20 protein-coding genes are annotated in these 20,357 nt (G+C 59.9%); 12 read left to right on the top strand and 8 right to left on the bottom strand.

Annotated elements, in window-relative coordinates; translation table 11 throughout:
- Positions 1-38: 38 nt before the first annotated feature.
- The 3 genes from QQJ96_RS19260 (at position 39) to QQJ96_RS19250 (ending at position 2,819) form a co-directional block, all read left to right on the top strand.
- Entirely contained in the window at positions 39-641 is a 603-nt protein-coding gene (locus QQJ96_RS19260) for an SGNH/GDSL hydrolase family protein (protein WP_284333652.1), read from the top strand.
- 109 nt (positions 642-750) lie between these two features.
- Entirely contained in the window at positions 751-1,260 is a 510-nt protein-coding gene (locus QQJ96_RS19255; RefSeq protein ID WP_284333651.1) for a hypothetical protein, read from the top strand.
- A 38-nt stretch (positions 1,261-1,298) separates the two neighbouring features.
- On the top strand, positions 1,299-2,819 hold the full coding sequence (locus tag QQJ96_RS19250; RefSeq protein ID WP_284333650.1) for a M50 family metallopeptidase: 1,521 nt from the start codon (positions 1,299-1,301) through the stop codon (positions 2,817-2,819).
- Positions 2,820-3,408: 589 nt separating this feature from the next.
- Here QQJ96_RS19250 and QQJ96_RS19245 read toward each other — a convergent pair.
- Together QQJ96_RS19245 and QQJ96_RS19240 are read right to left on the bottom strand one after the other, a co-directional pair.
- The gene (locus tag QQJ96_RS19245; RefSeq protein ID WP_284333649.1) at positions 3,409-4,560 is read right to left on the bottom strand and encodes a serine hydrolase domain-containing protein; all 1,152 of its coding nucleotides are present in this window, start codon (positions 4,558-4,560) and stop codon (positions 3,409-3,411) included.
- Positions 4,561-4,571: 11 nt separating this feature from the next.
- Positions 4,572-4,727, bottom strand: coding sequence for a hypothetical protein (locus QQJ96_RS19240; RefSeq protein WP_284333648.1), 156 nt, complete (start codon positions 4,725-4,727; stop codon positions 4,572-4,574).
- 174 nt (positions 4,728-4,901) lie between these two features.
- On the opposite strand from QQJ96_RS19240, the gene QQJ96_RS19235 reads away from it, so the two are divergent.
- Positions 4,902-6,083 carry an acyltransferase family protein gene (locus QQJ96_RS19235; protein ID WP_284333647.1) on the top strand — a complete coding sequence of 394 codons (1,182 nt, stop codon included), beginning with the start codon at positions 4,902-4,904 and terminating at the stop codon, positions 6,081-6,083.
- Between the two features lie 17 nt (positions 6,084-6,100).
- Here the strand turns inward: QQJ96_RS19235 and QQJ96_RS19230 are convergent, their stop codons facing one another.
- Positions 6,101-6,571 carry a hypothetical protein gene (locus tag QQJ96_RS19230; RefSeq protein WP_284333646.1) on the bottom strand — a complete coding sequence of 157 codons (471 nt, stop codon included), beginning with the start codon at positions 6,569-6,571 and terminating at the stop codon, positions 6,101-6,103.
- Between the two features lie 729 nt (positions 6,572-7,300).
- Between QQJ96_RS19230 and QQJ96_RS19225 the strand changes: the two genes are divergently transcribed.
- Positions 7,301-8,362, top strand: coding sequence for a hypothetical protein (locus QQJ96_RS19225; protein ID WP_284333645.1), 1,062 nt, complete (start codon positions 7,301-7,303; stop codon positions 8,360-8,362).
- Positions 8,363-9,063: 701 nt separating this feature from the next.
- Complete coding sequence (locus tag QQJ96_RS19220; protein ID WP_284333644.1) at positions 9,064-10,326, top strand: GGDEF domain-containing protein; 1,263 nt, start codon at positions 9,064-9,066, stop codon at positions 10,324-10,326.
- 3 nt (positions 10,327-10,329) lie between these two features.
- On the opposite strand, the gene QQJ96_RS19215 is transcribed toward QQJ96_RS19220, so the two are convergent.
- Entirely contained in the window at positions 10,330-10,695 is a 366-nt protein-coding gene (locus tag QQJ96_RS19215) for a cupin domain-containing protein (protein ID WP_284333643.1), read from the bottom strand.
- Between the two features lie 105 nt (positions 10,696-10,800).
- On the opposite strand from QQJ96_RS19215, the gene QQJ96_RS19210 reads away from it, so the two are divergent.
- From QQJ96_RS19210 to QQJ96_RS19200, 3 genes are all read left to right on the top strand, one after another.
- Positions 10,801-11,163, top strand: a complete 363-nt coding sequence (locus QQJ96_RS19210) for a hypothetical protein (RefSeq protein ID WP_284333642.1) — start codon at positions 10,801-10,803, stop codon at positions 11,161-11,163.
- 68 nt (positions 11,164-11,231) lie between these two features.
- Positions 11,232-11,762 (top strand): DUF1190 domain-containing protein, encoded by a 531-nt coding sequence (locus QQJ96_RS19205; protein ID WP_284333641.1) that lies wholly within the window; start codon positions 11,232-11,234, stop codon positions 11,760-11,762.
- On the top strand, positions 11,759-12,919 hold the full coding sequence (locus tag QQJ96_RS19200) for a glutathionylspermidine synthase family protein (protein WP_284333640.1): 1,161 nt from the start codon (positions 11,759-11,761) through the stop codon (positions 12,917-12,919). The genes QQJ96_RS19205 and QQJ96_RS19200 overlap by 4 nt, the downstream gene beginning before the upstream one ends.
- Before the next feature lie 241 nt (positions 12,920-13,160).
- Here the strand turns inward: QQJ96_RS19200 and QQJ96_RS19195 are convergent, their stop codons facing one another.
- The gene (locus QQJ96_RS19195) at positions 13,161-13,868 is read right to left on the bottom strand and encodes a hypothetical protein (protein ID WP_284333639.1); all 708 of its coding nucleotides are present in this window, start codon (positions 13,866-13,868) and stop codon (positions 13,161-13,163) included.
- A 250-nt stretch (positions 13,869-14,118) separates the two neighbouring features.
- Here QQJ96_RS19195 and QQJ96_RS19190 point away from each other — a divergent pair, with 250 nt between their 5' ends.
- Positions 14,119-15,051: a helix-turn-helix domain-containing protein gene (locus tag QQJ96_RS19190; protein ID WP_284333638.1), complete on the top strand. Its 933-nt coding sequence runs from the start codon at positions 14,119-14,121 to the stop codon at positions 15,049-15,051.
- 60 nt (positions 15,052-15,111) lie between these two features.
- Here the strand turns inward: QQJ96_RS19190 and QQJ96_RS19185 are convergent, their stop codons facing one another.
- The 3 genes from QQJ96_RS19185 to QQJ96_RS19175 form a co-directional block, all read right to left on the bottom strand.
- Positions 15,112-15,786: a restriction endonuclease gene (locus QQJ96_RS19185; RefSeq protein WP_284333637.1), complete on the bottom strand. Its 675-nt coding sequence runs from the start codon at positions 15,784-15,786 to the stop codon at positions 15,112-15,114.
- A 288-nt stretch (positions 15,787-16,074) separates the two neighbouring features.
- Complete coding sequence (locus tag QQJ96_RS19180; protein WP_284333636.1) at positions 16,075-16,584, bottom strand: GNAT family N-acetyltransferase; 510 nt, start codon at positions 16,582-16,584, stop codon at positions 16,075-16,077.
- 36 nt (positions 16,585-16,620) lie between these two features.
- A complete protein-coding gene (locus QQJ96_RS19175; RefSeq protein ID WP_284333635.1) occupies positions 16,621-17,037 on the bottom strand; it encodes a hypothetical protein in 417 nt (138 codons plus the stop codon).
- Between the two features lie 171 nt (positions 17,038-17,208).
- On the opposite strand from QQJ96_RS19175, the gene QQJ96_RS19170 reads away from it, so the two are divergent.
- Together QQJ96_RS19170 and QQJ96_RS19165 are read left to right on the top strand one after the other, a co-directional pair.
- Positions 17,209-18,129 carry an SPFH domain-containing protein gene (locus QQJ96_RS19170; protein ID WP_284333634.1) on the top strand — a complete coding sequence of 307 codons (921 nt, stop codon included), beginning with the start codon at positions 17,209-17,211 and terminating at the stop codon, positions 18,127-18,129.
- 596 nt (positions 18,130-18,725) lie between these two features.
- Positions 18,726-20,339: a S53 family peptidase gene (locus tag QQJ96_RS19165; protein ID WP_284333633.1), complete on the top strand. Its 1,614-nt coding sequence runs from the start codon at positions 18,726-18,728 to the stop codon at positions 20,337-20,339.
- The last annotated feature ends 18 nt before the right edge of the window (positions 20,340-20,357 follow it).

The following is a 20,357-nucleotide window of genomic DNA, read 5'->3' as shown; positions in this document are numbered from 1 at the left end:
TCCACCGTGAGCATTTCCCACGACTGCGGGAGCCGCATATGGCGCTGGTCAACAAATTCCGGGCTGGTTGCTTGCTAGGCAGCCTGATATTCGCGGCAGGCAGCGTGATGGTATGGGCTCAGTCGACCTCCCGCGCCGCTGCTGCCACGGCAGCCGAACACGACGGCCAACATGATTTCAATTTCGAATTCGGCACCTGGAAAACCCATGTGTCGCTGCTCAGGCACCCCTTGACAGGTTCCAAGGATTGGGCCGAATTCGACGGCATCACCGTGGTGCACAAGGTTTGGAATGGCCAGGCGAACCTGCTAGAGCTGGATATGCACAATGCTTCCAGTCACGCGCACCTCGCTTCGTTCCGCTTGTATAACCCGGCCACTCGCCAGTGGGGGCTGTATTTCGTCAATAGCCGCGTTGGCACCATCGGTGTGCCCACTGTCGGTGGTTTCACGAACGGGCGCGGCGAGTTCTCGGACAAGGAAACCCTGGACGGCAAGCCCATACTGGTGCGTTTCGTGATTACCCCGCGTAGCGCTGACGCCATCCATTTCGAGCAGGCGTTTTCCGCGGACAATGGGAAGACGTGGGAGACGAACTGGATTGCGGATGACACGCGGGTCAAGGATCGCCCCAGTGGTTAGCCGCGTAGGCGACTAGTGGGGCCATTCTGGCCAATGGCCCGTCGATTCGATTAATTTAGTGCCCCATGGATGGCGTCCGGGCCTGCCGGATGAATCAAGGAGAGGGGGCATGTACAAAATTCTGACGACCTTCGCTGCAGCGGCATTGGCGTTGGCTTGGGGCCTGAACGCATGGGCCGCCGAACCCATGCCCCATGGCGCTGCGGCCCTTGTTACGCAGGTTTATCGCGACTATGCCTGGCAGGCGATTATCGAAGAGCCGGCCGACGCCGGTGCTGATCTATTCGATCAGCCACCGCAGGTTTTGGGGCGCTATTTCGATTCGCACCTGGTTGAACTCATCGTACGCGATCATCAATGCCGGGAGCGCACGCACGAAGTCTGCCGGCTCGACTTTGCGCCCCTCTGGGATTCGCAGGACCCCGGAGCGGTGGGCATGAAGATCCGCGCCACCTCCGATCCATCGAAGGTATCGGTCGATTTTGCCTACCCGGCGCAAAGCACCCGCGTGCATATCGTCTACGTGCTATCGCAAACCCCGGCAGGTTGGCGAATCACGGATATCCAGGGCCATGACTGGTCGTTGCGCAAGCTGCTAGAAGCCAAGCTGGATCCCTGAAACATGAAGGCGATCAAGCCTTCGCTGTGGAGCTTTGCATGAACAAGAGACGGATTCTCTTCTTTCTGCCGCTGATGCTGGCGGCATTGTGGATACCGAAAATCGTTGCGACATTCTGGATGGGGCGTTTCGGTATAAGCGACGTCCTTGATTTCGGTATTTACGATCCATTTTTCTGGCAAAGCTGGCTGGCCGAGGCCCTGGTGCTTTTGCTGGTCAATCTGTGGTTTTTGAAGGGCATACGGCGACACCAGCTGCCGAACGTATTCACCTTGATCGTCGGTACAGTCGCGCTGTACGTCGGATTGGCGCGAATCGCTAACGCGCGGCTTTTCGATGGCTTCGCTCTCGATGCCTTGGCACTGGTCGGGGCCGGGCTCCTTGCCGATGGGCTGATGTCGTTCATTCGTGTTCTCCTCGGTGCTTCGCAAGCTCCCCGGTCCGGCGACAGTTGGTGGCAGTTCTTGGTTTATTTCATCCAAAGCGGACTTGGGGCACTCGGTGGCTTTGGCGCGATGGTTGTTCTGAACGGCGCATTTGGTCACACCGGCGCGGGAGTTCTTTTTGCGGGAATGACGCTGTTTCTACTCCTTGCCCTGAGTATTGCCATCCATGAGGGAGGGCATTTTGCCGGAGCGTTGTTCACGGGCATGAAGGTGTTGCATGTGCGCGTATTGGCGCTGGAACTCCATCCCCGCCGGGGATGGTGGCTGCTGCGATGGGCGCCTGAGCGAGGTCGCGCCTATCAGGGCATGGTCTTTGCGGTGTCCGACCCCAGCCGTGCCTTGCGAGAGCAGATGCTAATCATGGTTGCCATGGGGCCGTTGGCGAATCTTCTGGCTGGAAGTTTGTCGTCGGTGTTGGCATGGATGGACCTGTCGCCAACCATCACCTCGGTTGCGATGGCCTCTGCCATCGTCAATGGGGTGATGATGATCGTCAATCTATTGCCACGAACCGGACGCTTGACTAGCGATGGTGCGAAGCTTTTGCAGTGGTGGAAACACACGGACGATAAGCTGCCGCAGCTTGCTTACTACCGGCTGCTTTCCCATTCCGTGTTTGGTAGAACCGCCGACGCTTTGCCGGAAGAAGACATTCGGTATCTGGAGAGCCAGCCAATGCCGGTACCGCTGGTGGCAAGCTGGTATCGGCTCAAAGCCGCACAAAATCGGGGTGAGTGGAAACGCGCGCTAGAGTTAGGCGAGAGCTTCGAGCAATCAGTCGCCGCCTGGGGCAAACCACGGCCCGCCTTGAATACCTTTTTCTCTCACATGCGAACGGAAACGGCCTTTTCCCGGGCCATGCTGACGAGCGATGCGAGTGCGCTGGACAAGAGCCTGCTGACTCGCGATGCCAGGCGATTGGCTCCGCATCTGTGGCCTCGCTGTTTGGCGCTGAAAGCCTGTCGCGCAGGTTCAAGCGATGAAGCGAGGCGCCTGCTATCCATATCCATGCGCGAAGCGAAACGGTCGGTTGATTTGGCCTTGGCCAGGAGCGAGGCGATGTTGGCAGGCTATATCTTGCAAGAACCTGAGTCAGCCGGCCCTGGTGCGTGATCTCAACACGAATGATGAGATGGCCGATGGGTTCAAACGGCCTGGATCACACAAGTGGTGTGGTCCAGGCCGTTCTTCTTTATCCACTCTCTTCATGGTCATGGAAGGTAGCAGACAAAGAAGATCGTGAAGCGTGCAAGTGCGGCGTTAGTGGTGACGACTGACCAGTGGCCGATGACGGAAGGATTGCTGCTTAGGCAAGCATCGAACCCAACGTCGTCAGGCAGATAACCAGGCAGGCGACGAACAGGCTGTTGAGCATCAGCGTTTCGAATTTCATGACGGTTCTCCTTAAAGCAGTTTGTCGGGCCTTCGAGTTAGGTTTTGCATAGCCCGTGCCAAGTCGTTCTATCGCTGAAAAGCCTATTTTTAAGGGCTTTTTTTGTAGGTGAGTCGATGTATGAAAGTGTCCGCGGACGCGTGTACGCACTGTCCGGACAGTTTGTGGACGCTAAAGGGCAGTCTGTTTCAGCCGATACGCAGGGCTTGTAGCGCGTAGGCCGGGATGCTGATCCCTGCGTCGGGACGCTATGAAAGAATGCTGGGATTGGCATCCCAGCCTACGCGAAGTCAGGCTCGCATGTGGCCCTTAGGGTGACGGTGCTATCGAATCGATCTGCCGATGGATCGATTGGGCGATGCCCTTCAAGGCGCTTTCGGTGCCCTCGCACGTATCGTTGGCGAGCAGGACGAATCCTTGGTGCTGCCTGGGGTACAGCACCATCTGGCTGGACATGCCGAAGCTGCCGCCGCCGTGCCAGATCATGGGCTGTCCGTTGTCCTGCCCCAGGTACCAGGCCATCGCCTCGCCGTCGCCTGCCGCGCCAACCAGGGGTTGGTGCGAGACGCGGATCGCCGGATCGCGGGTATCGAGCTGCAGGCGAAGGTAGTTCGCCATGTCTTGCGGTGAAGCGTACAGGCCCCAGGCCGCACCGGCGTTTTGAGGGTGATAGGGCATGCTTCGGCCAACGCGGTCGTAGCCGGATACGAGCTTCGCCCGGTCAACGGCGGTCACGGCAAATCCTGTCGAGGTCATGCCCAGTGGCTGGGTGATGCGTTCACGTACCAGGGTTTCGAAGGGCTTGCCGTAGACCTGCTCCAGGCCAAGTCCGATCACCAGAAAGCCCGCGTTCGAATAGGCTTCCTTGGTGCTTGGCTCACTGCGAAGTTTCACGTCGTGCAATGCCGAAAGGAATTGATCACGGCCGAAGCCCTGGAACAGGGCAAGCATGTGAGAGGGGCGCGTGGCGGGGTTGTTTTCAGCGAATATGGCATCCGTGTCGGGGATGTCGCGCGGCATGCCGGAACGATGAGTCAGCAGGGTTAGCAGCGTGATGGGCTTTCCCTGCCATGTCAGGTTCGTATACCTGTCCGGCAGATAGGCCTGGAAATCGCTATCCAGATCCAGGCGCTTTTCGGACACTGCTTGCGCGGCCAGTGTCGCGGTGAAAGTCTTGGTCACGGAGGCGAGTTCGTAGATGCTGTGCTCGGTTGGCAATTGCGGCTTGCTGCGCGAGGTCGAGCCGTAGTTGTAGAAGTAACTGCTGCCGCCCTCGCGCACCACCACAGAAAGTCCTACATGGCAGCTATTGCGGAAGTAGCCTTGGGCTGCCTGGTCGACAGCCCTGTCCAGGGCGGAATGGATCGGATTGTCGCTGCGTACCGAGTGCGCCGTGGTTGACGATTGAGTGGCTGTGCAAGCCAGCATCAGCGCACAACCGATCCAGGTGGTGTTCCGCACGGTGGGCTTGCTCAAACCAGCATGGCGCCGAAGGTGGAAGCGCACAGCACCAGGCAAGCGGCAAACAGGCTGCTCAGCATCACGGTTTCGAATTTCATGGTGGTTCTCCTTGCAGGGTGAATGAGGCGTTTGAGATAGAGATGGCAAAGCCCGTGCCAACCGCTCATGTCGCTGGAAAGCCGCATTCCCAGGCCATTTCTTGATATTTCCCGTAAGCCACGTCACTGTCCGCGGACGGTTGTCCGAGTTGTCCGGACAGCGAGCGGACGTCGCTGCGAGACAGACCGTGATCGGCTACGGTCCGGTGTAACCAAACCCGTTGTGATGCGCACTCACTGCAGATGAGCGCACATGGGAAAAAGCTGGCGTGGATCCAGGCGCTGCGAGGCATTGCGGCCTTGATGGTGGTGATGGTGCATGACCGCGGTGCGCTGGCGGGCGAAGGCGGCGCGGGGCGAACGGTTGCCAATGCCTTATTGCCGATGGCCATGGGGGTGGACCTGTTCTTCCTCATCAGCGGCTTTCTGATGGTGTTGATCACTCGGGATTTCGACGGCAGCAAAGCCTACGCATGGGCGTTTACGGCCAAGCGGATCGCCAGGATCTGGCCCTTGTATGCCATGGTGACGCTGCTGGCCATAGGCGTGGATCACCCTGGCTTGCACGGGTTGGTGGATCGGTCCGTGCTGCTCCCTTATCTGGAAGGGCTCCTCTTCGTCCCGCACAATCCGGCTGCCTCCCACCTCTATTTTCAGATGGCAGTCGGTGTAGCGTGGACTTTGTGTTTTGAATGCTACTTCTATCTAGTGTTTGCGCTTTGCATGCTGTTCGGGCGCTGGCGCTACGGGGTGATGGCGGGATGGTTTGCCTTGACCCTGATCGCGATTCCGGTGCTGCGCGGTGGCTACAACCTGGGGGTGGCTACTCAGCCGCTGGTGGCGTGGTCAAGGTATGCGAACCTCGCCGTCAATCCGATCGTGTGGGAATTCGTGTTCGGGATGCTGGCCGGCTGGCTGTATCTGTCCCGCTTCACGATCCGGTACAACGCAGTGATTTATTCGAGCGTAATGCTGTCGATGGTCGTGCTGCTGCTCGGATGGCATCGGATCGGCATGGTGAATTTCTTCGGCCCCGCCGGCTGGGGCGCGCCGCTGACGCTTTTGTTCTTCGGCGCCGTCCTGCTTGCGAAGAAGGGTGGCCTGGTCGCGCCGGCGTGGTGTGTCTGGCTCGGAGAGATTTCCTATTCGCTTTATCTCGTGCACGTCTATGTTTTCGAACTCGTTGAGCGAATGGCGGTTCGCATTCCGACGAGCAGCGAAATGATCGGGGCTGTGCTTTTCGTGGCACGTCCGATAGCTGCCGTGATGGCGGCATGGATGGTGTTTCGTTATGTCGAGGCGCCTGCTTCGGCCAGGGTGCGCGAGTGCTTGCTTCGAATCTCATGGGGCCGTCATGCGGGCAAGCATTCGCCCCCGTGGCCAGACACGGAATCATCCGTCCGCCGTGTCTCCGGCGGACCTTGAGCAGCTGCGTCCAAGCCTCAATGCCTGATCGCTGTCCCGCTATAGGTTTTGGGCAAGTTACGCATCGCATCCAAGGTATGCACCAGCTCGCCATAGCTGCGTGCCAATTGCTCGTATAGCGCCGCATAAGCTTGCCGGGTGACGTCGGCCACACCCAGGTAGGCGCTGCGTCCGATGGTGATGAAATAGTCCACGCTCACCCGCCGCCGTTCGGCCAGTCCCGGGAACAGTCCGGCTACCAGCAGGCAGCGATCGCCGACGTCGCGCAAGGCGTCCGCGCGAGCCCGGCCCACCAGCTCCAGCGCCTGCAGCCAATCCAGGCCCTGCGCGTGCGACAACAGCATGTTGTCGGCCTGGTATCGCAGCAGCACGAACACCAGGTAGCTTTCGCTCGATTCGTCGAGCCGTCGCCCGGTTCGTTCGTATGCCTCCTGCACCAAGGCTTGCCAGACTTCTACTGGCGTGCCATTTCGGAATGCTTCAATCATGTCGTCTTTCCCCCCGGTCATCCGACGCTTTCAGCCTAGCGCGACGACGACGCCAATGCTTGGCAGCCGGACAAAGAGACTGCTAAACGCCGCCATGGCCGCCGTCAGCTTATTTAGCGGCCGGCATGACGGGCATCGTAGGCTGGGATGACAATCCCGGCGCTTCTGCCCGCTGGGATTGCATCCCAGCCTACAAACGCCGACTGTGCATATCTCTCTAGGACAATTTCCTAGGCGGTATCACAGCAAAAAAGAATTGTCTCGAAACTAGAAGCATTTGCTGCTTGGCGTAAGCTTTTGCGCAAAATGTGTATCACGTTACCTACACATATTGCTTTGCATTCTCGGTAAGGGAACGAGGCATTTTTGCAACGTGGGGAAGCAATGCGAATGCGCTTTTAGCGTTCGCGTGAAAAATTATCGTTATTTCACAGACGGTCGTGCTGACGGCAGCGCAGCCGTGGGAGTGATGTGTGTTCCATAAAAGAAGAGCGCGCAAAAGTATTGCGCCTTGGTGGTAGGGAAAGTTACGGGGTGTACGTCTTGTTGAATGAAGGGATGGTTCGCGGCGCGACTGAACGCGCCAAGTCGATGCGTTTGTGACGGAGCTTCTTTGGTTCAGAGGCTTGTTGCTGTTTGCATGGATGCGGTCGCTGTTGTTAGTACCGCGGCTCTCGGATGGTCCGGAGTCGAAACCATGGCCACTTTTGTTTCTGGGGAGAATCAAAAATGCAATCGAAGTTCAAGTACGCCCTGTTGGCTGGTCTTGTCAGTGCCGTTTGTGTTCCCGCTGCGTTTGCGGCGCAATCTGTGAATGTATTTGGGCAGGCCGATGAACAGGTCGGTCCGATGGAGTCGCTGGCGCGCCAGGCGTGGCGTGAAGACATGGCGCAGGTCGCCACGCCCAAGGAAGGCTGCTTCCAGGCCTCCTATCCCAGCATCATCTGGCAGCAGGTGGCGTGCAAGGCAACGGTGATGCCGCACGTGCATACCCTTCCTGCCAAGGTGAAGCAGAAGCATCTGCAGCCGGAAACGACCGGCAATGGCAACGACTACGTGCTGCAGGCGCCTGGTTCGTCCCATATCAGCAAAACCGTCGGCAGTTTTCCGTCGGTCAAGGGTGTGACCTCCGAGCAGGGCGTGGGTGTTGCCTCGTTTGGCGGTGGCGGCATTCTGGGCCCGAACGAATATTCGCTGCAGATCAACTCGCAGTTCACGTCCACCACGACGGCGTGTCACGGCCATTCCGGCTGCACCGTGTGGCAGCAGTTCGTCTATGCACCGGACTACGAGGTGCAAGGTGAAGCCGCCGGGTTCATGCAGTACTGGCTGATCGGCTACGGCGGCACCAGCTGCCCGAGCGGCTGGGGCAGTGATGGCTCGGGTGACTGCTATCGCAACAGCAATTACGTCTCGCTGGCCGATGTACCGGCGACCAAACTGGCCAGCATGAAGGTGACGGGCTCGGCTACCTCCGGTGGCAATGACACCATCACCGTCACCTATGGCACCTCCGCTTACAGTGCCAGTGGCAAGGACAGCGTGGTTTATCTTGCCAAGGTCTGGCACCAGTCGGAGTTCAACGTGGTGGGCAACGCCGGCGGTTCGGAAGCGGACTTCAACAGCGGCTCATCGATTACGGTGAGGGTTGCCGCCACGTATGGTTCCACCACTGCACCGTCTTGCATTGCCAACGACGGGAGCACTGGCGAGAGCAACAACCTGAACCTTGGTAGCTGCAGCGCCACGGGAGGTAGTTCGCCGTACATCCAGTTCACCGAATCGAACTGATCGGCGGGTTTCACGCGCAAAAAAAGCCGGGGAGGAAACTCCCCGGCTTTTTTTCGTTGGGCATGGCGCAGGAATCTACGTTTCATGGTGGGGAGGGCGTACAGACAGCCGGCATGACTCGTGCTTGTTGTGAACTGCACTCTGGCCATTCCACTACACAAAAGACACCTGAGGATAATTTCGCACGATCTAAAATGCCGCGGCTGTGACTAAGTCCATGAATGAAAAAGCCTAAGCGTGCTTGTCACGCGGCAAGGCGAAACTTGGCGTACCTCGATGCAGCAGTGCCGATTTTTTAACTGTTGTGCCGCGCAAGCGCACGCTTCAATAAAAACCAAAGGCGGGACAGGGGCTTTCACGTGCGAGATGTTCAACCGGGTTCGTTGCATCGCCATTTCGGCCTCGAAGGGACGGGATACACATGCCGGGTAGGCGCTAAAGATACGCGCGTAGCTGCCGATCTATCGAATGGCCTCGCGCATGAGGGCTTTTGTTTATCCCGCGATGCCGGTTCCGGCCATCGGCATGATGCCGGGCAGGCACCGCGTTCCAGGGCTTCTCCAAGACAGCGACGGTCCTTCAGCCAGGTATGGGGGATGGCTGGGTGGCTTGACGGTGCAAGAGGGATAGGGACGTCGCATAACCCATATAGCCGCACGATCCACCACTTATGAGGTTTCCCACTGGCGTGGGGCGAGTGAATGTCCTGGAAAGAAGTTCCTGATCTGCTGGCGGTTGGATTGTTGATCTACGCCTTCGTGACCGTGTCGCGTCCAGCCGGCAGCGTGACGACGCGCCTGTGGCTGGCGGGCTGGGTCTGCGTTGAGCTGCATTTCGCCGCTTATTCGTTCCTTGACCTGCCCGGCGCGGGCGGTGTGATCGCCGACATCGTGGGCACGGCGGCACTGGTGTGGTGCGCGGAACTGTTCTGCTGGTCGATGGATCCGCGCCTGCATCAATGGGAAAGCCGCCTGCTGTTCTGGGCCATGTCGGCGGTGTACACGCTGTACCTGACACTGACTTCGCTGAGCGCGGTGCCCGAAGGCATCATGGTGGGGGCCGCCAGCCTGTTCGCCCTGGTGCCGCTGGCCATCATCGCCACCACCCCGAATGCCGAACGCCCGCCCAACCGGTGGATCACGGTGGTCCTCAATACGGCGCTCGCGCTGGCTTTGCTGCATTGGCAGTTTTCCAAGCACGGGCCGGATCTGGTTTTCGTGTTGCCGCTCTTCGTGGCCTACTTCACCTGTTGCTTGCAGTTCTGCTTTTCCAAGCAGCGCAGGACCGGCGGCTTCGTGGTCACGCTGCTGGGTTTGCTGGCCTGGTCGCTGGTGTTTCCGCTCGGCATGGTGTTCGACATTTTCTACCCGCATGTCGAGGTGGGCGCCGAGGTGTGGAACCTGCCCAAATACCTGGTGGCGGTGGGCATGATCCTGCTGCTGCTGGAAGGCCAGCTGACGCGCAACCAGCATCTGGCGCAGCACGACGCCTTGACCGGCTTGCCGAATCGCCGGCTGTTCCAGGACCGCATCAGTGGCGCGATCGAACGCGCGCGGCAGCACAAGGCGCGGATGGCGATGCTGGCCATCGACCTGGATGGTTTCAAGCAGGTGAACGATACCCGCGGGCATCACGTCGGCGATGCCGTTTTGCAACAGGTTGCACGCCTGTTCATGACGCGGTTGCGACGGATCGACACGCTGGCGCGTACCGGCGGCGATGAGTTTTCGGTGGTGCTGGAAGGACCGATCACGCGCAAGGAGGCCGCCGACGTCGCCAGCGCCTTGCGGCAGTTGCTGGACGCGCCATTGATGATCGAAGGACATGCCATGCAGGTCGGCGCCAGCATCGGCTTGGCCATATTTCCCGACGATGCACAGACACCGCATGGACTTTGCATCCGCGCGGATGAGCGAATGTACATGGCCAAGCGCAATGGCGGTTGCGCGGTGCAGGCGGGCTGAGGATCAGGCGAGCTGTTCGTCCAGGCTACGCGTCTGCGGCGTGACCTCGTCGCCGGTGTGCTTGGTCGACGCGGGCTCGATCAACAGGATCCAGCATTCTTGCTCAGCCACCGGATTGTGACGTACGCCGCGCGGCACGGTGAAGAAATCGCCCTCATGCAGATCGACGACTTGCTGCTCAAGCTCGATGTGCATCTGGCCTTTCACCACGTAGAACAGTTCGTCTTCATCGTCGTGCGCATGCCATACCAGGTGGCCTTTGAGCTTCGCCACCTTGAGCAGCTGGTCGTTGACCCGACCGACGACTTTGGGCGACCAGTAGTCGGTCACACGGTCGAAGGCTTGCAACAGGTTCTTGGATTCAAACATGGGGCGGCCGGCGGGATGAGGGGTCTCTTATCTTAAGCCAGCCGATACCCGCCGATCGCTGATTTGAACTACCATCCGGTCAAATTATCTTGTGCGGGGGCAGGGATGAGTGGTTCGCAAAAATGGCGCGCGGCGATGGCTTGCCTTGGTTTGATCGCGCTTGCAGGGGCGTGTTTCCAGCTGCCCGCGCTATTCAAAATGGTGAGTGTGGGTGAAATGACCATCATCATGATGATGTGCATCGTCATTGGGATGACTGGCCTGTTAGTGGGCGTATTGCGCTTTTTGACGAGCGCTAGTGCCAAGGGGGCACCGTTTGCGCTTGCCTTCAGCGCATTCATTCCAGGTCTGATGGGGCCGTCGTTTCTAAGGCTGTCCCTCTGGTTTGCCTTATTGGTCTCGGCAGCCGTCTTTGGCGCGCTCGTTGGATTTTTGACCGGTGGGGTCAAGGTAACGGCCGGCAGCTGATCTTTTAAGATTGGGCCTCGCCTTTTGAATTAATCTATCCGCATCCAAAATGCCGATCAGGGGATGGCATGAAACGATCCAGGACGGTATCGCTGGTGGTCATGGGATTGACTCCGTTACTGCTCAGCGCATGCGATAACGCGCAAAAAAGCCAGCAGGTGTTCACCACGCTGGGCAACTGCACTGAAGCAGGCGTGCCGGAGGCCAGTTGCGAGGCGGCATATACGAAGGCCGCGGCGGAGGCTCCCAATCTGGCGCCGCACTACGCAACGCAAGATCAATGTGCGCAGGATTACGGCCTGGACGCCTGTCAACAGAACGCTGCCGTGCAAGGCGGCCCGATCTGGAGCCCGGCGATGAACGGGTTCCTGATCGGTCGTGTGATCCAGGCTGGGCGTACCACCTATTTTCCGGCCGGCCCGGTCTTCCGCAAACGCGACGATACGAATTACTCCCCGCGTTACGGGCATGTCTATAGCGGGGGCGCCGGCGGCTGGCATAGTTCTTCATCCAGTGAGGCGGTAGGAGAAGGCGACACCGTCGGACGCGGCGGCTTTGGCCATGGTGGTGGCGAAGGCGGCGAAGGTGGAGGCGAGTGAAGCGCATCGCCATTGAGCCTCGCGCTGATTGGCAGGCGACCGCTCAGCGCTACGGTTTCCAGTTCCATTCCGTGCATGGCGAGCCGTACTGGGATGAATCGGCGTATTACGCTTTCACGCTGCAGCAGATCGAGCGTGATATCGAGGCACCTACGGGCGAGCTGCATCAGATGGCTTTGTCGCTGGTGGACGAAGTCGTCGCCAGCGAGGACTTGCTGACCCAACTCGCCATTCCCTCGCGCTATTGGGATTGGATTGCCGCCTCGTGGCGTGAACGGCAGCCGCATCTGTACGGCCGCATGGACCTGGTCTACGACGGCTGCCATCCGGCCAAGCTGTACGAACTCAATTACGACACGCCGACCTCCGTTTATGAGGCGGCTTTTTTTCAGTGGATCTGGCTGGAAGAGCAGCAGCAGCGCGGCAAGCTTGGGTCGAATACGGATCAGTACAATCAATTGCAGGAACAACTGATTCTGGCTTTCGCCACGATCGGCAAAGCTTTGCCGCGGCCGTTCTATTTCACGGCCGTACGCCATAGCCTGGAAGATCAGGGCACGATCGAGTATTTGCGCGACTGCGCCGTGCAAGCAGGTGTGCACGGCGAGACGATCGCGATCGAGGATATCGGCATTACGCGCCAAGGCAGGTTTACCGACCTGAAGAACAAGGTCATCGGCTCGCTGTTCAAGCTCTATCCGCTGGAGCATTTGTTTGCCGACGAGTACGGCCCCTCCCTGCCACGCTCCGGCTTGCAGCTGATCGAACCGCCCTGGAAGGCCGTGCTGAGCAACAAGGGCATCATGCCGCTGCTTTGGCAGCGCTATCCCGGCCATCCCAACCTGCTGCCGGCGTGCTTCGAGCAGGAGCCGGGTCAGCCATTGTCGCCTGGATGGGTAAGAAAGCCGCTGTTTTCGCGCGAAGGCGCGAACGTGCAAATCACCTTGCCGGACGGAGAAAGCGTCAGCTCGCCCGGGCGCTACACGCAGTGCCCTGTCATCCGGCAGTCGTTCCATCCTTTGCCGCGCTTTGAGGGCGGTTATCCGTTGATCGGCAGCTGGGTGGTCGGCGATACGCCGGCAGGCATGGGGATACGCGAAGATGCAACGCTGATTACACGGGATACGTCGCGGTTTGTGCCGCATGTGATTGTGTAAGCACCAGTCGGCCTCGTCGTGCGCCGCATGAAAGAAGGCCCTCCACAGGGGGGAGGGCCGGGATCCATCTGGGGCTGCATAGGGGATTGAAGCCCGTAGGAAAGGTCACCTCACGGTGAGTAGTCGATTCGTACGTTGTTCGAACCGACGGAACGTAGAGTATTGGCCGCGAGGGTGGAGTGCATGGGGATTTGTCTCATTCCTCTATGTCCAGCCTACGCGCTCCTGGCTTCAACGCGGACTAGGGAACAGTCAGGTAGTAGGTAAATGTATTGGTCATGCCCATGTTGGTGGCGGTACGCACGATGGTGTGCTGCCCCGGTGACAGCGGTTTGAACATCAGGAAATAGCCGTTGATCACCACCGGTTGATAGGAGCCGGTGATGCAGGAATCGAAGGTGGATTGCAGGCTGAGGTCGCCCTTCACCGAGTTCAGGCTGTCGGAGATGTAGTGATCCTTGAGCACGTCGCGGATCGGTTTGCCGTCGAGCGTGACGCTGAGGCTGGTCATCATCATGTAGGTGCCGCTGTCCTGGTACAGGAAGTCATACAGCGATTGCCCCGGCGCCGGACCGAAGTTCGGATTGGGGCAGGGCCAGGTATCGGCCACCCAGGCGACCTGGAACAAGATGGCCTTGTCGCGTGGAATGGTGCATGAGCGGGTGTAGTTGCCGGGGTTCATGGCGAAGATCGGCGCGACGTACCATACCGGCCCCTGCTGGCCTACCGCACAGTATTGGCCGGTGGGATCGAAGTAAGGGTTTTGGCTGTAAGGCTGCGCGTACAGCCACTGCATCGACAGGTTGGCCCAGCCGTTGATGCTGCGGTCGAACGGATGAGACCATTTGGGATATACGGGCGAGCCGTCCTGATCGGGCCATGCCTGAACTGCACTGACGCCTGTCAGCGCGCAGCCGATCGCCAGCCATGTGCAAAGCTTCTTGTGCATAGATCTCTCCAGCGGGTGTGGTTGCTATACAGCGAGTGGGGGAGGCCGGAGCCTGTTGGGGAGGCTTGAGCTTTGCGCAGGCCGATGCGATGCGCTTCCAGAAACGTGCCTGTGCGGCACAGTGTGTGCCTGCCATAAATCGCCGTGAACGGCTTCCACAAACTTGCTTCACGCGGAAGAACACTTTGCGTTGGCGCCAAAGGCGTATGATCGGCGCGGCACCGGGGAAGGATTGGCTCAAGGCACGCCTATGTCGATCATGCAGACAGTGCTGCGCTCGCCGCATTTCAAAGTGGTCAGTCACGTTTGCCAGCGTCCGCGGGTGGATTGCGGCACGGTCATCGGCGGCGAGCCTGCGCGCTTCATCTTTACCCGGCGCGGCTCGTTCATGCTGCACGCCGGTAGCCGTAGCTGGTTTGCCAGGCCGGGGCAAGCGGTGTTGGTGGCGAAGGGCGTCGAATACCACGCCAGCCACCCGGATGCCGAAAGCTGCAATTGCTGCACTGACGTGCTGATCAGTGACGAGATGCTGGACATGCTCGGCGTGCGCACCGACCCAGGCCAGCCTTGCCGTGCATTCGGCCACGATCTGCGTTTCCAGAAAACGCATGTGGAAGTGCTGCGCGGCTTGCTACGCGGCGGTGATGCCGACGACGCAGAAGAAGTTTTGCTGGATACGCTGGGCTATCTGATTGAGTCGCATGAGTCGCGCGCGCCGGCGGCGGATGACATCAAGGTGCTGCGTCAGGTGGCGCGTGTGGAAGCGGCGATTGTCGGCCGCGCCGAGGAAAATCTCGGTGTGGATGAATTGGCGAAGGTGGCGGGCTGCTCACCGTTTCATCTATGCCGGATCTTCCGTGCCTGCACCGGGCAATCGCTACGTCAGTTTCGCATGCAGCAGCGTTTGGGATCTGCGCTGGGGCGTCTGGGCGACGGCGAGCGCGATCTAGCCGCACTCGCTTGCGACATGGGTTTCAACAGTCATAGCCATATGACCGACGCATTCCGGTTGGTGCTTGGCATGTCGCCCAGCGAAGTGCGCGATGACATGCGGCAGAGCGATTTGCGGGTTTTGCGCGAACGCTTGCGGGATACCTTGGGCGGCTCAAGCAGTCGTCATGTTGGTGTAAGCAAAAATCCTTTTGCAAAAAGCAAAGAGATAGCCTTGCTTACACCCGAATGACATCATTCATCGTAAGAAGCTTCGTAATGGCTCGGTTTTTCTGCGAGCCCAGCCTACAAGCTAGGCGGCTTTAACGGGCTTGGGTGGCCGCGCGGTCACCCGGCATTCGCGCACCATCGCAAGCAAGGCATCGCCGGCGATCAGTTCGATGGGTTTGCCGTGCACGAAGCGTTGCGCGTCATCGGTGTAGTGGCCAATGGCCACGATCTTTACCGCGTCGGCGCGATGATGCATAAGCAGTCCGTACATTTCCCGCACCACCCGTACATCGACCAGCTTGGTGCGCCATTGCTTGCATTGCACGAGGATGGTCGCACTGTCCTTGTGCAGAATCAGATCAACGCCGCCGTCCGCGCCGCCGAGCCCGATTTCGCGCACTTTGTAGCCCTGGCGACGAAAGGCTTCCCCTACCAGCATTTCAAATTCGCGCCAGTCCATCGCACTCAAGCTGCGCAGACCCGATTGCGAGGCGAGCAGATGATGGCGGCGCCGGCCGTCGAGATAGGAGATCAGGGCGGCAAGCCAGCAGGCGATCAGCAGCAGCCAGGCAGCTGGAGCGTAGGCACCATCGGCGAGCGAGTTTCCCAGTGCCTGGCCGACCGGGCCACCGAACATAGTCATGCACCAGGCCAGGCCGTAGCGCATCGCGGCATAGCCGGCCACGCCGAGGACGATGCCGGCCTGCCAGGGCAGTTTGGAAACCACTTCGATGCCGTCGTGTTTGCGCCTTCCCACCGCCCCCTCCCGAGCGTCTGCTTTTTCTTTGTATGGCTTGCTGGCTGACTCGCGGAAGCGGTCAGTCACGTTAAGCAGGAAGCGCGCCAATGGATGAGCTTGGCTGGCTTGCTCCAGGCTGACCCTCTGAATTCAAAGAGCCTGGCGATAGTGACACTAAGTGCTTGTTTTGCTTTAGCAACGAAGGTAACGGGCGGATCGGGGGCTAGGGCCGATATGTGACGCAAATCACATTGCCCTGTGACTCCCCGCGTCACCTGACGCAATGGGTACAGCCGGGCGTGCCGCTCAAGCCAGCAGTGATCGGCGGTAGCGGATTTCGTCCACTTCGATGCCCCAAATGCGCTCGCTGCGGCTCGCTCCATCGGGGGCCCAGCCGTCTGCGCGATAGAGCTGATCGGCACGAAGGTTACCGGCCAGCAACCAGAGCATGGCGTGGTCATAGCCCTGTTCGGCCAGGCGCAGGCGGGCGGCGGACAGCAGGGCGCAGCCAATGCCTCGCCGCCAGCAGTCGGGGTCCACATACAGGGCGCACAGCTCGCCGTGGCCGCCAACATCGGCATCACGCGATGGCGCGGTGGTGGCGAAGCCGCAAACGGCTCCGTCTTCGATCGCCACCAGAGTCTTGGGACGCTGCGCATCCGTATTGGCAAAGTCGTAGCGCGATGCTCGCTGTTCCGGACGAAGCTGCGCAAGATAGGCGTCGGGCAGCAAATGGCGATAGCCCACCTGCCACGCGCGCACGTGCACACTCGCCACGCTCAACGCGTCTTCAGGTTTGGCGGGCCGGATCAGCATGCGTGTCAGTCTGGCATGCTTTCCCGCGCGAAGGGATCAGGCGGCTAGACGTTTCAGTGCAATGCCTAACGCAATGCTATAGCTGGTGCGTGCGTCACCGTTGACGACCACGGTGGCCAGCGGCCCGTGCTCAAAGGAGTTCGCCTGTTCCGGCAAGGATTCGCCGTCCTGGACCTCGACGTACGGCATGCCCAGCGCGCCCAGCGCATCGCCAAGCCCTGCTTCCGGGTGCAGCCGGGACTGTTGGGCGAGTGTGCCGGGTGCGAGCACCATGAATTCCGTGCTATGCGGCCGGGCCGTGCGTACGCGAGCGACGAATTCGCGCAAACCCACGCAAGTGCACACTTCAACCGTACGCCCCGCGGCCAGCGCCAATTGCTTTAGCTGACCCAGCAGCTCGCGGCTGAGCGAGGATGCCTGGGCGTGGGGGCCTTGTACGATCATAATGGTCACGGCGACGAACCTGCGTGCGTTTCGTGGATGGCGCATGTTCGTGCCGGCGCCGGTAAAGGAGCTATATGAAGCGCCCGCGGAGCGCGTAAATTCTTCGCAAAGACGGCGCCGACGTGGCAAACGTAACGGCGTTGCGGCAAGATGCCGCCACCATCAGGAAGGGGACCGTCCATGCTCAGCTTGCCACCCAAGGATCCGCGCTCGCCGTTTGGCAGTTTTCGTTTCGGCGGCGGCGTGCTGGTGGCCATCGTCATCGCCTTCCTGCTGTTCAACAGCGTCTTCGTGGTGTCGCCAAGCGAAGAGGCGGGGACGCGCTGGATGGGCGGCACGCCGATGACTTCCACCCCGCTCAAGACCGGCGTGCATTTCAAGGTGCCGTTCTTCGAAACGGTGGATCGCTTGCAGACTAGCCGTTCGGTCTACACGCTCAACGGCCTGGACGTCTACACCAACGACAACCAGAAAGTCACCATCGACGTCAGCCTGATCTACCAGATACCCAGCTCCGCCGTGATGAACCTGCTTTATCACATCGGGCGCGCCGGCTCGGTGGACATCGAAACCACTATTCTGCCGGTGGTGCGCGATCGTGCGTTGGCGGCTTTCGCGCGCTACAACACGCTCACCATTTCCGACCAGCGTGCGCAGATCACGGCGCAGATGCGTAGGGACATCAGTGACGCCTTGCAAAGCCTTTTCAACGTGAATGTGGTCGACGTGCAGCTGGTCGGCATCCACTATTCGCCGATCTTCGATCAGTCGATCGAAGAAGCCGTGCGCGCCAAGAACCTGGCCGTGCAGGCGGAAAATACGGTGGCGCAGAAACGCTACGAGGGCGAACAGAAAACGGTGACCGCCCACGCCGAGGCCACCGCGGCAGTGGAGCGCGCCACTGGTGAAGCGCAGGCCACCGTGCTGCAGTCGCAGGCCCAGGCCAAGGCTATCGAAACCGTGGGTCAAGCACTTAAGAGCAATCCCGAATACAGCCGCTTCTACGGCTTGCAGCATTGGAACGGCATTCTGCCCCAGGTGGTGGGCGCCGGTTCGATTCCAATGATCGACTTGAGCAAGGGACAGGACGCCGGCAAATAGCGGCTGTCCCTTAAAGACAGTCGTATGGCTCGCTTCGGCATACCTGCCTATGTGAAGACGCTGCTTGCGCGGAGCTGTCGATGAGCAAGTGTGCTTGATTCGGCATGCATGCAACGCGACCGGAAAATGCCGCGCAAGCAAGCTTGTTCACGCTGCTTGAATGTTTCAAACAGACAGGGCCATGCGCCATCGCGAGCTTTGCTGTCGATGGGCTTTCCGCCGCGATGAAATGCGTGATGAAGGCGTGAGCCCTAATCCTCCCGAGCGAGCAGGGGATGCATCGATGCTCGCCTACACACTGATGAATCCCGGCTAATTCGAAGCCTTCGAACAGGCAAGCGTCCGATTGACGCGTATGGATTGGCCCACCTAATGTCCGGCAGTTCGCCACACGGAGTGAGCGAACGATTTCCTCGGCGGCATCGACACACCGTGCGTGCCGCCTGAGCGTTCCGTCGGCACTGCTCTCATGGGGAGCGCAGGAAGCGCAGCAGTTCGCCGAGGCTCGGGGAGTCGCGTAATCGATGCGATAAGTCATGGGGTTGCAGGCCAACCCCAGCGGGTTCGTTCGTCCTTAACTTTCGTGGGAGATAAACATGGCAAGTGTTCGTATCAAGTCGCTGGTTATTGCTTTGAGTCTGGCCAGCGCTACATCGGTGTTTGCCGCCGCGCAGGACCATCTGGATGCGATGGTGAGCGTCAAGCAGGCAACGATGTTGCATAAAGGGGATGCCGTCGTCGGTCCGCTGGCGTTCTCGCACCCGATGCATGTCGTGGTGTCGTTGAAGTTGCGCAACAAGGCGCAGTTGGATGCGTATCTGGCCAAGCCGGGCCACAAGCCGCTGACGCCTGAACAATTCAAGCAGCGATACGCGCCGACCGCAAACCAGGCCAAGGCGGTGGCCGATTACCTGACCCGGTCGGGTTTCAGCAAGGTCACGATCGCACCCAACCGTTTGCTGGTGGAGGCTTATGGCCGCGCCGACACTGCGCAGGCTGCTTTCAATACGACGTTCGTGCATGTGCATACGCATGACGGCCGCGATGCCTACGCCAATACCAGCGACGTAAAAATTCCCTCGTCGCTGAAAGGGACGGTGCTGGAAGTGCTGGGCATGCAAGATGTGCATATTGCCCATACGTTCGCCAAGCGCCTGAATCCGAACGCGATACACGCGGACGCCAGCGGCACGGCCGTGGCGCACAATCCCACTGACTACAACGCCATTTACGGCGCGAGCGGCCTTGCTGCGGCAAGCTCGGTTTCCGTGGGTGTGATCACCGAAGGCAGCATGGCCAACGTGCAGAACGATCTGCAGCAGTTCACCAGCAACAACGGTCTGGCGAGCGTCAACGTGCAGGTGGTCGGCAGCGGCAGCAGCGATACCAGTGGCGACGGCGAATGGGACCTGGATACGCAGGACATCGTCGGCATGACTGGTGGCGTGCAGCAGCTGGTATTGTATGACGCGGCTTCCTTGAGCGATTCGGACCTCACCACCGATTACAACGCGGTGGTTTCCGCCAATGCCGTCCCGGTGATCAACGTGTCCCTGGGCGAATGCGAAACCAACGCGCCCACCTCGACGGATGATCAGATCTTCCAGCAGGCGCAAGCGCAGGGACAGACCTTCTCGGTATCTTCCGGTGATTCGGGTGCCGACGAATGCGGCACCGGCGGGATCACGCCAAGTTATCCGGCCAGTTCGCCCTACGTGGTCGCGGTGGGTGGAACGACGCTGTACACCAACAACACGACCACTTGGAGCGACGAAACGGTCTGGAACGACCTCAGTGCGAATCAAGGCGCTACCGGTGGCAGCCCGAGCACCATCGAGTCCATTCCAAGCTGGCAGCAGGGCGTGGGGCAAAACGGCAGCTCACAGTTTCGTGGCGTGCCTGATATCGCTTTTGACGCCAGTCCGAATACGGGCTCGCAGGTGATCGTGGATGGGGCCACCCAGCAGATCGGCGGTACCAGCCTGGCGTCGCCACTGTTCGTCGGCGCGTGGGCGCTGATCATCCAGGCCAAGGGCAGCAATCCGGGTTTTGCCGCTCCGCTGCTCTACTCGGATGCCGCTTCCCATTATGCGACCGATTTCCATGATGTGACGTCGGGGAACAATAACGGCGAAACCGCTGCGGCAGGCTGGGACTACACCACCGGCTTCGGCAGCCTCGTGGTCGGCAATGTGGCAAGCCACCTGTAATAGCCTGTGAAGGTGTGT

The sequence above is a fragment of the Dyella flagellata genome, assembly GCF_030160275.1.
In the GTDB taxonomy this organism is placed as follows: Bacteria; Pseudomonadota; Gammaproteobacteria; order Xanthomonadales; family Rhodanobacteraceae; genus Dyella_B; species Dyella_B flagellata.
The sequence above is the reverse complement of the archived record's forward strand: the minus strand, read 5'-3'. Positions and strand labels throughout refer to the sequence as shown.

What these genes read in the sequence shown, in the direction of transcription:
- QQJ96_RS19215 (WP_284333643.1), bottom strand. Translation starts at nt 10,695, where the DNA reads ATGTTTGAATCCAAGAACCTGTTGCAAGCCTTCGACCGTGTGACCGAC.
- QQJ96_RS19205 (WP_284333641.1), top strand. Translation starts at nt 11,232, where the DNA reads ATGAAACGATCCAGGACGGTATCGCTGGTGGTCATGGGATTGACTCCG.
- QQJ96_RS19195 (WP_284333639.1), bottom strand. Translation starts at nt 13,868, where the DNA reads ATGCACAAGAAGCTTTGCACATGGCTGGCGATCGGCTGCGCGCTGACA.
- QQJ96_RS19250 (WP_284333650.1), top strand. Translation starts at nt 1,299, where the DNA reads ATGAACAAGAGACGGATTCTCTTCTTTCTGCCGCTGATGCTGGCGGCA.
- QQJ96_RS19260 (WP_284333652.1), top strand. Translation starts at nt 39, where the DNA reads ATGGCGCTGGTCAACAAATTCCGGGCTGGTTGCTTGCTAGGCAGCCTG.
- QQJ96_RS19235 (WP_284333647.1), top strand. Translation starts at nt 4,902, where the DNA reads ATGAGCGCACATGGGAAAAAGCTGGCGTGGATCCAGGCGCTGCGAGGC.
- QQJ96_RS19255 (WP_284333651.1), top strand. Translation starts at nt 751, where the DNA reads ATGTACAAAATTCTGACGACCTTCGCTGCAGCGGCATTGGCGTTGGCT.
- QQJ96_RS19190 (WP_284333638.1), top strand. Translation starts at nt 14,119, where the DNA reads ATGTCGATCATGCAGACAGTGCTGCGCTCGCCGCATTTCAAAGTGGTC.
- QQJ96_RS19180 (WP_284333636.1), bottom strand. Translation starts at nt 16,584, where the DNA reads ATGCTGATCCGGCCCGCCAAACCTGAAGACGCGTTGAGCGTGGCGAGT.
- QQJ96_RS19165 (WP_284333633.1), top strand. Translation starts at nt 18,726, where the DNA reads ATGGCAAGTGTTCGTATCAAGTCGCTGGTTATTGCTTTGAGTCTGGCC.
- QQJ96_RS19225 (WP_284333645.1), top strand. Translation starts at nt 7,301, where the DNA reads ATGCAATCGAAGTTCAAGTACGCCCTGTTGGCTGGTCTTGTCAGTGCC.
- QQJ96_RS19220 (WP_284333644.1), top strand. Translation starts at nt 9,064, where the DNA reads ATGTCCTGGAAAGAAGTTCCTGATCTGCTGGCGGTTGGATTGTTGATC.
- QQJ96_RS19230 (WP_284333646.1), bottom strand. Translation starts at nt 6,571, where the DNA reads ATGATTGAAGCATTCCGAAATGGCACGCCAGTAGAAGTCTGGCAAGCC.
- QQJ96_RS19240 (WP_284333648.1), bottom strand. Translation starts at nt 4,727, where the DNA reads ATGAGCGGTTGGCACGGGCTTTGCCATCTCTATCTCAAACGCCTCATT.
- QQJ96_RS19170 (WP_284333634.1), top strand. Translation starts at nt 17,209, where the DNA reads ATGCTCAGCTTGCCACCCAAGGATCCGCGCTCGCCGTTTGGCAGTTTT.
- QQJ96_RS19210 (WP_284333642.1), top strand. Translation starts at nt 10,801, where the DNA reads ATGAGTGGTTCGCAAAAATGGCGCGCGGCGATGGCTTGCCTTGGTTTG.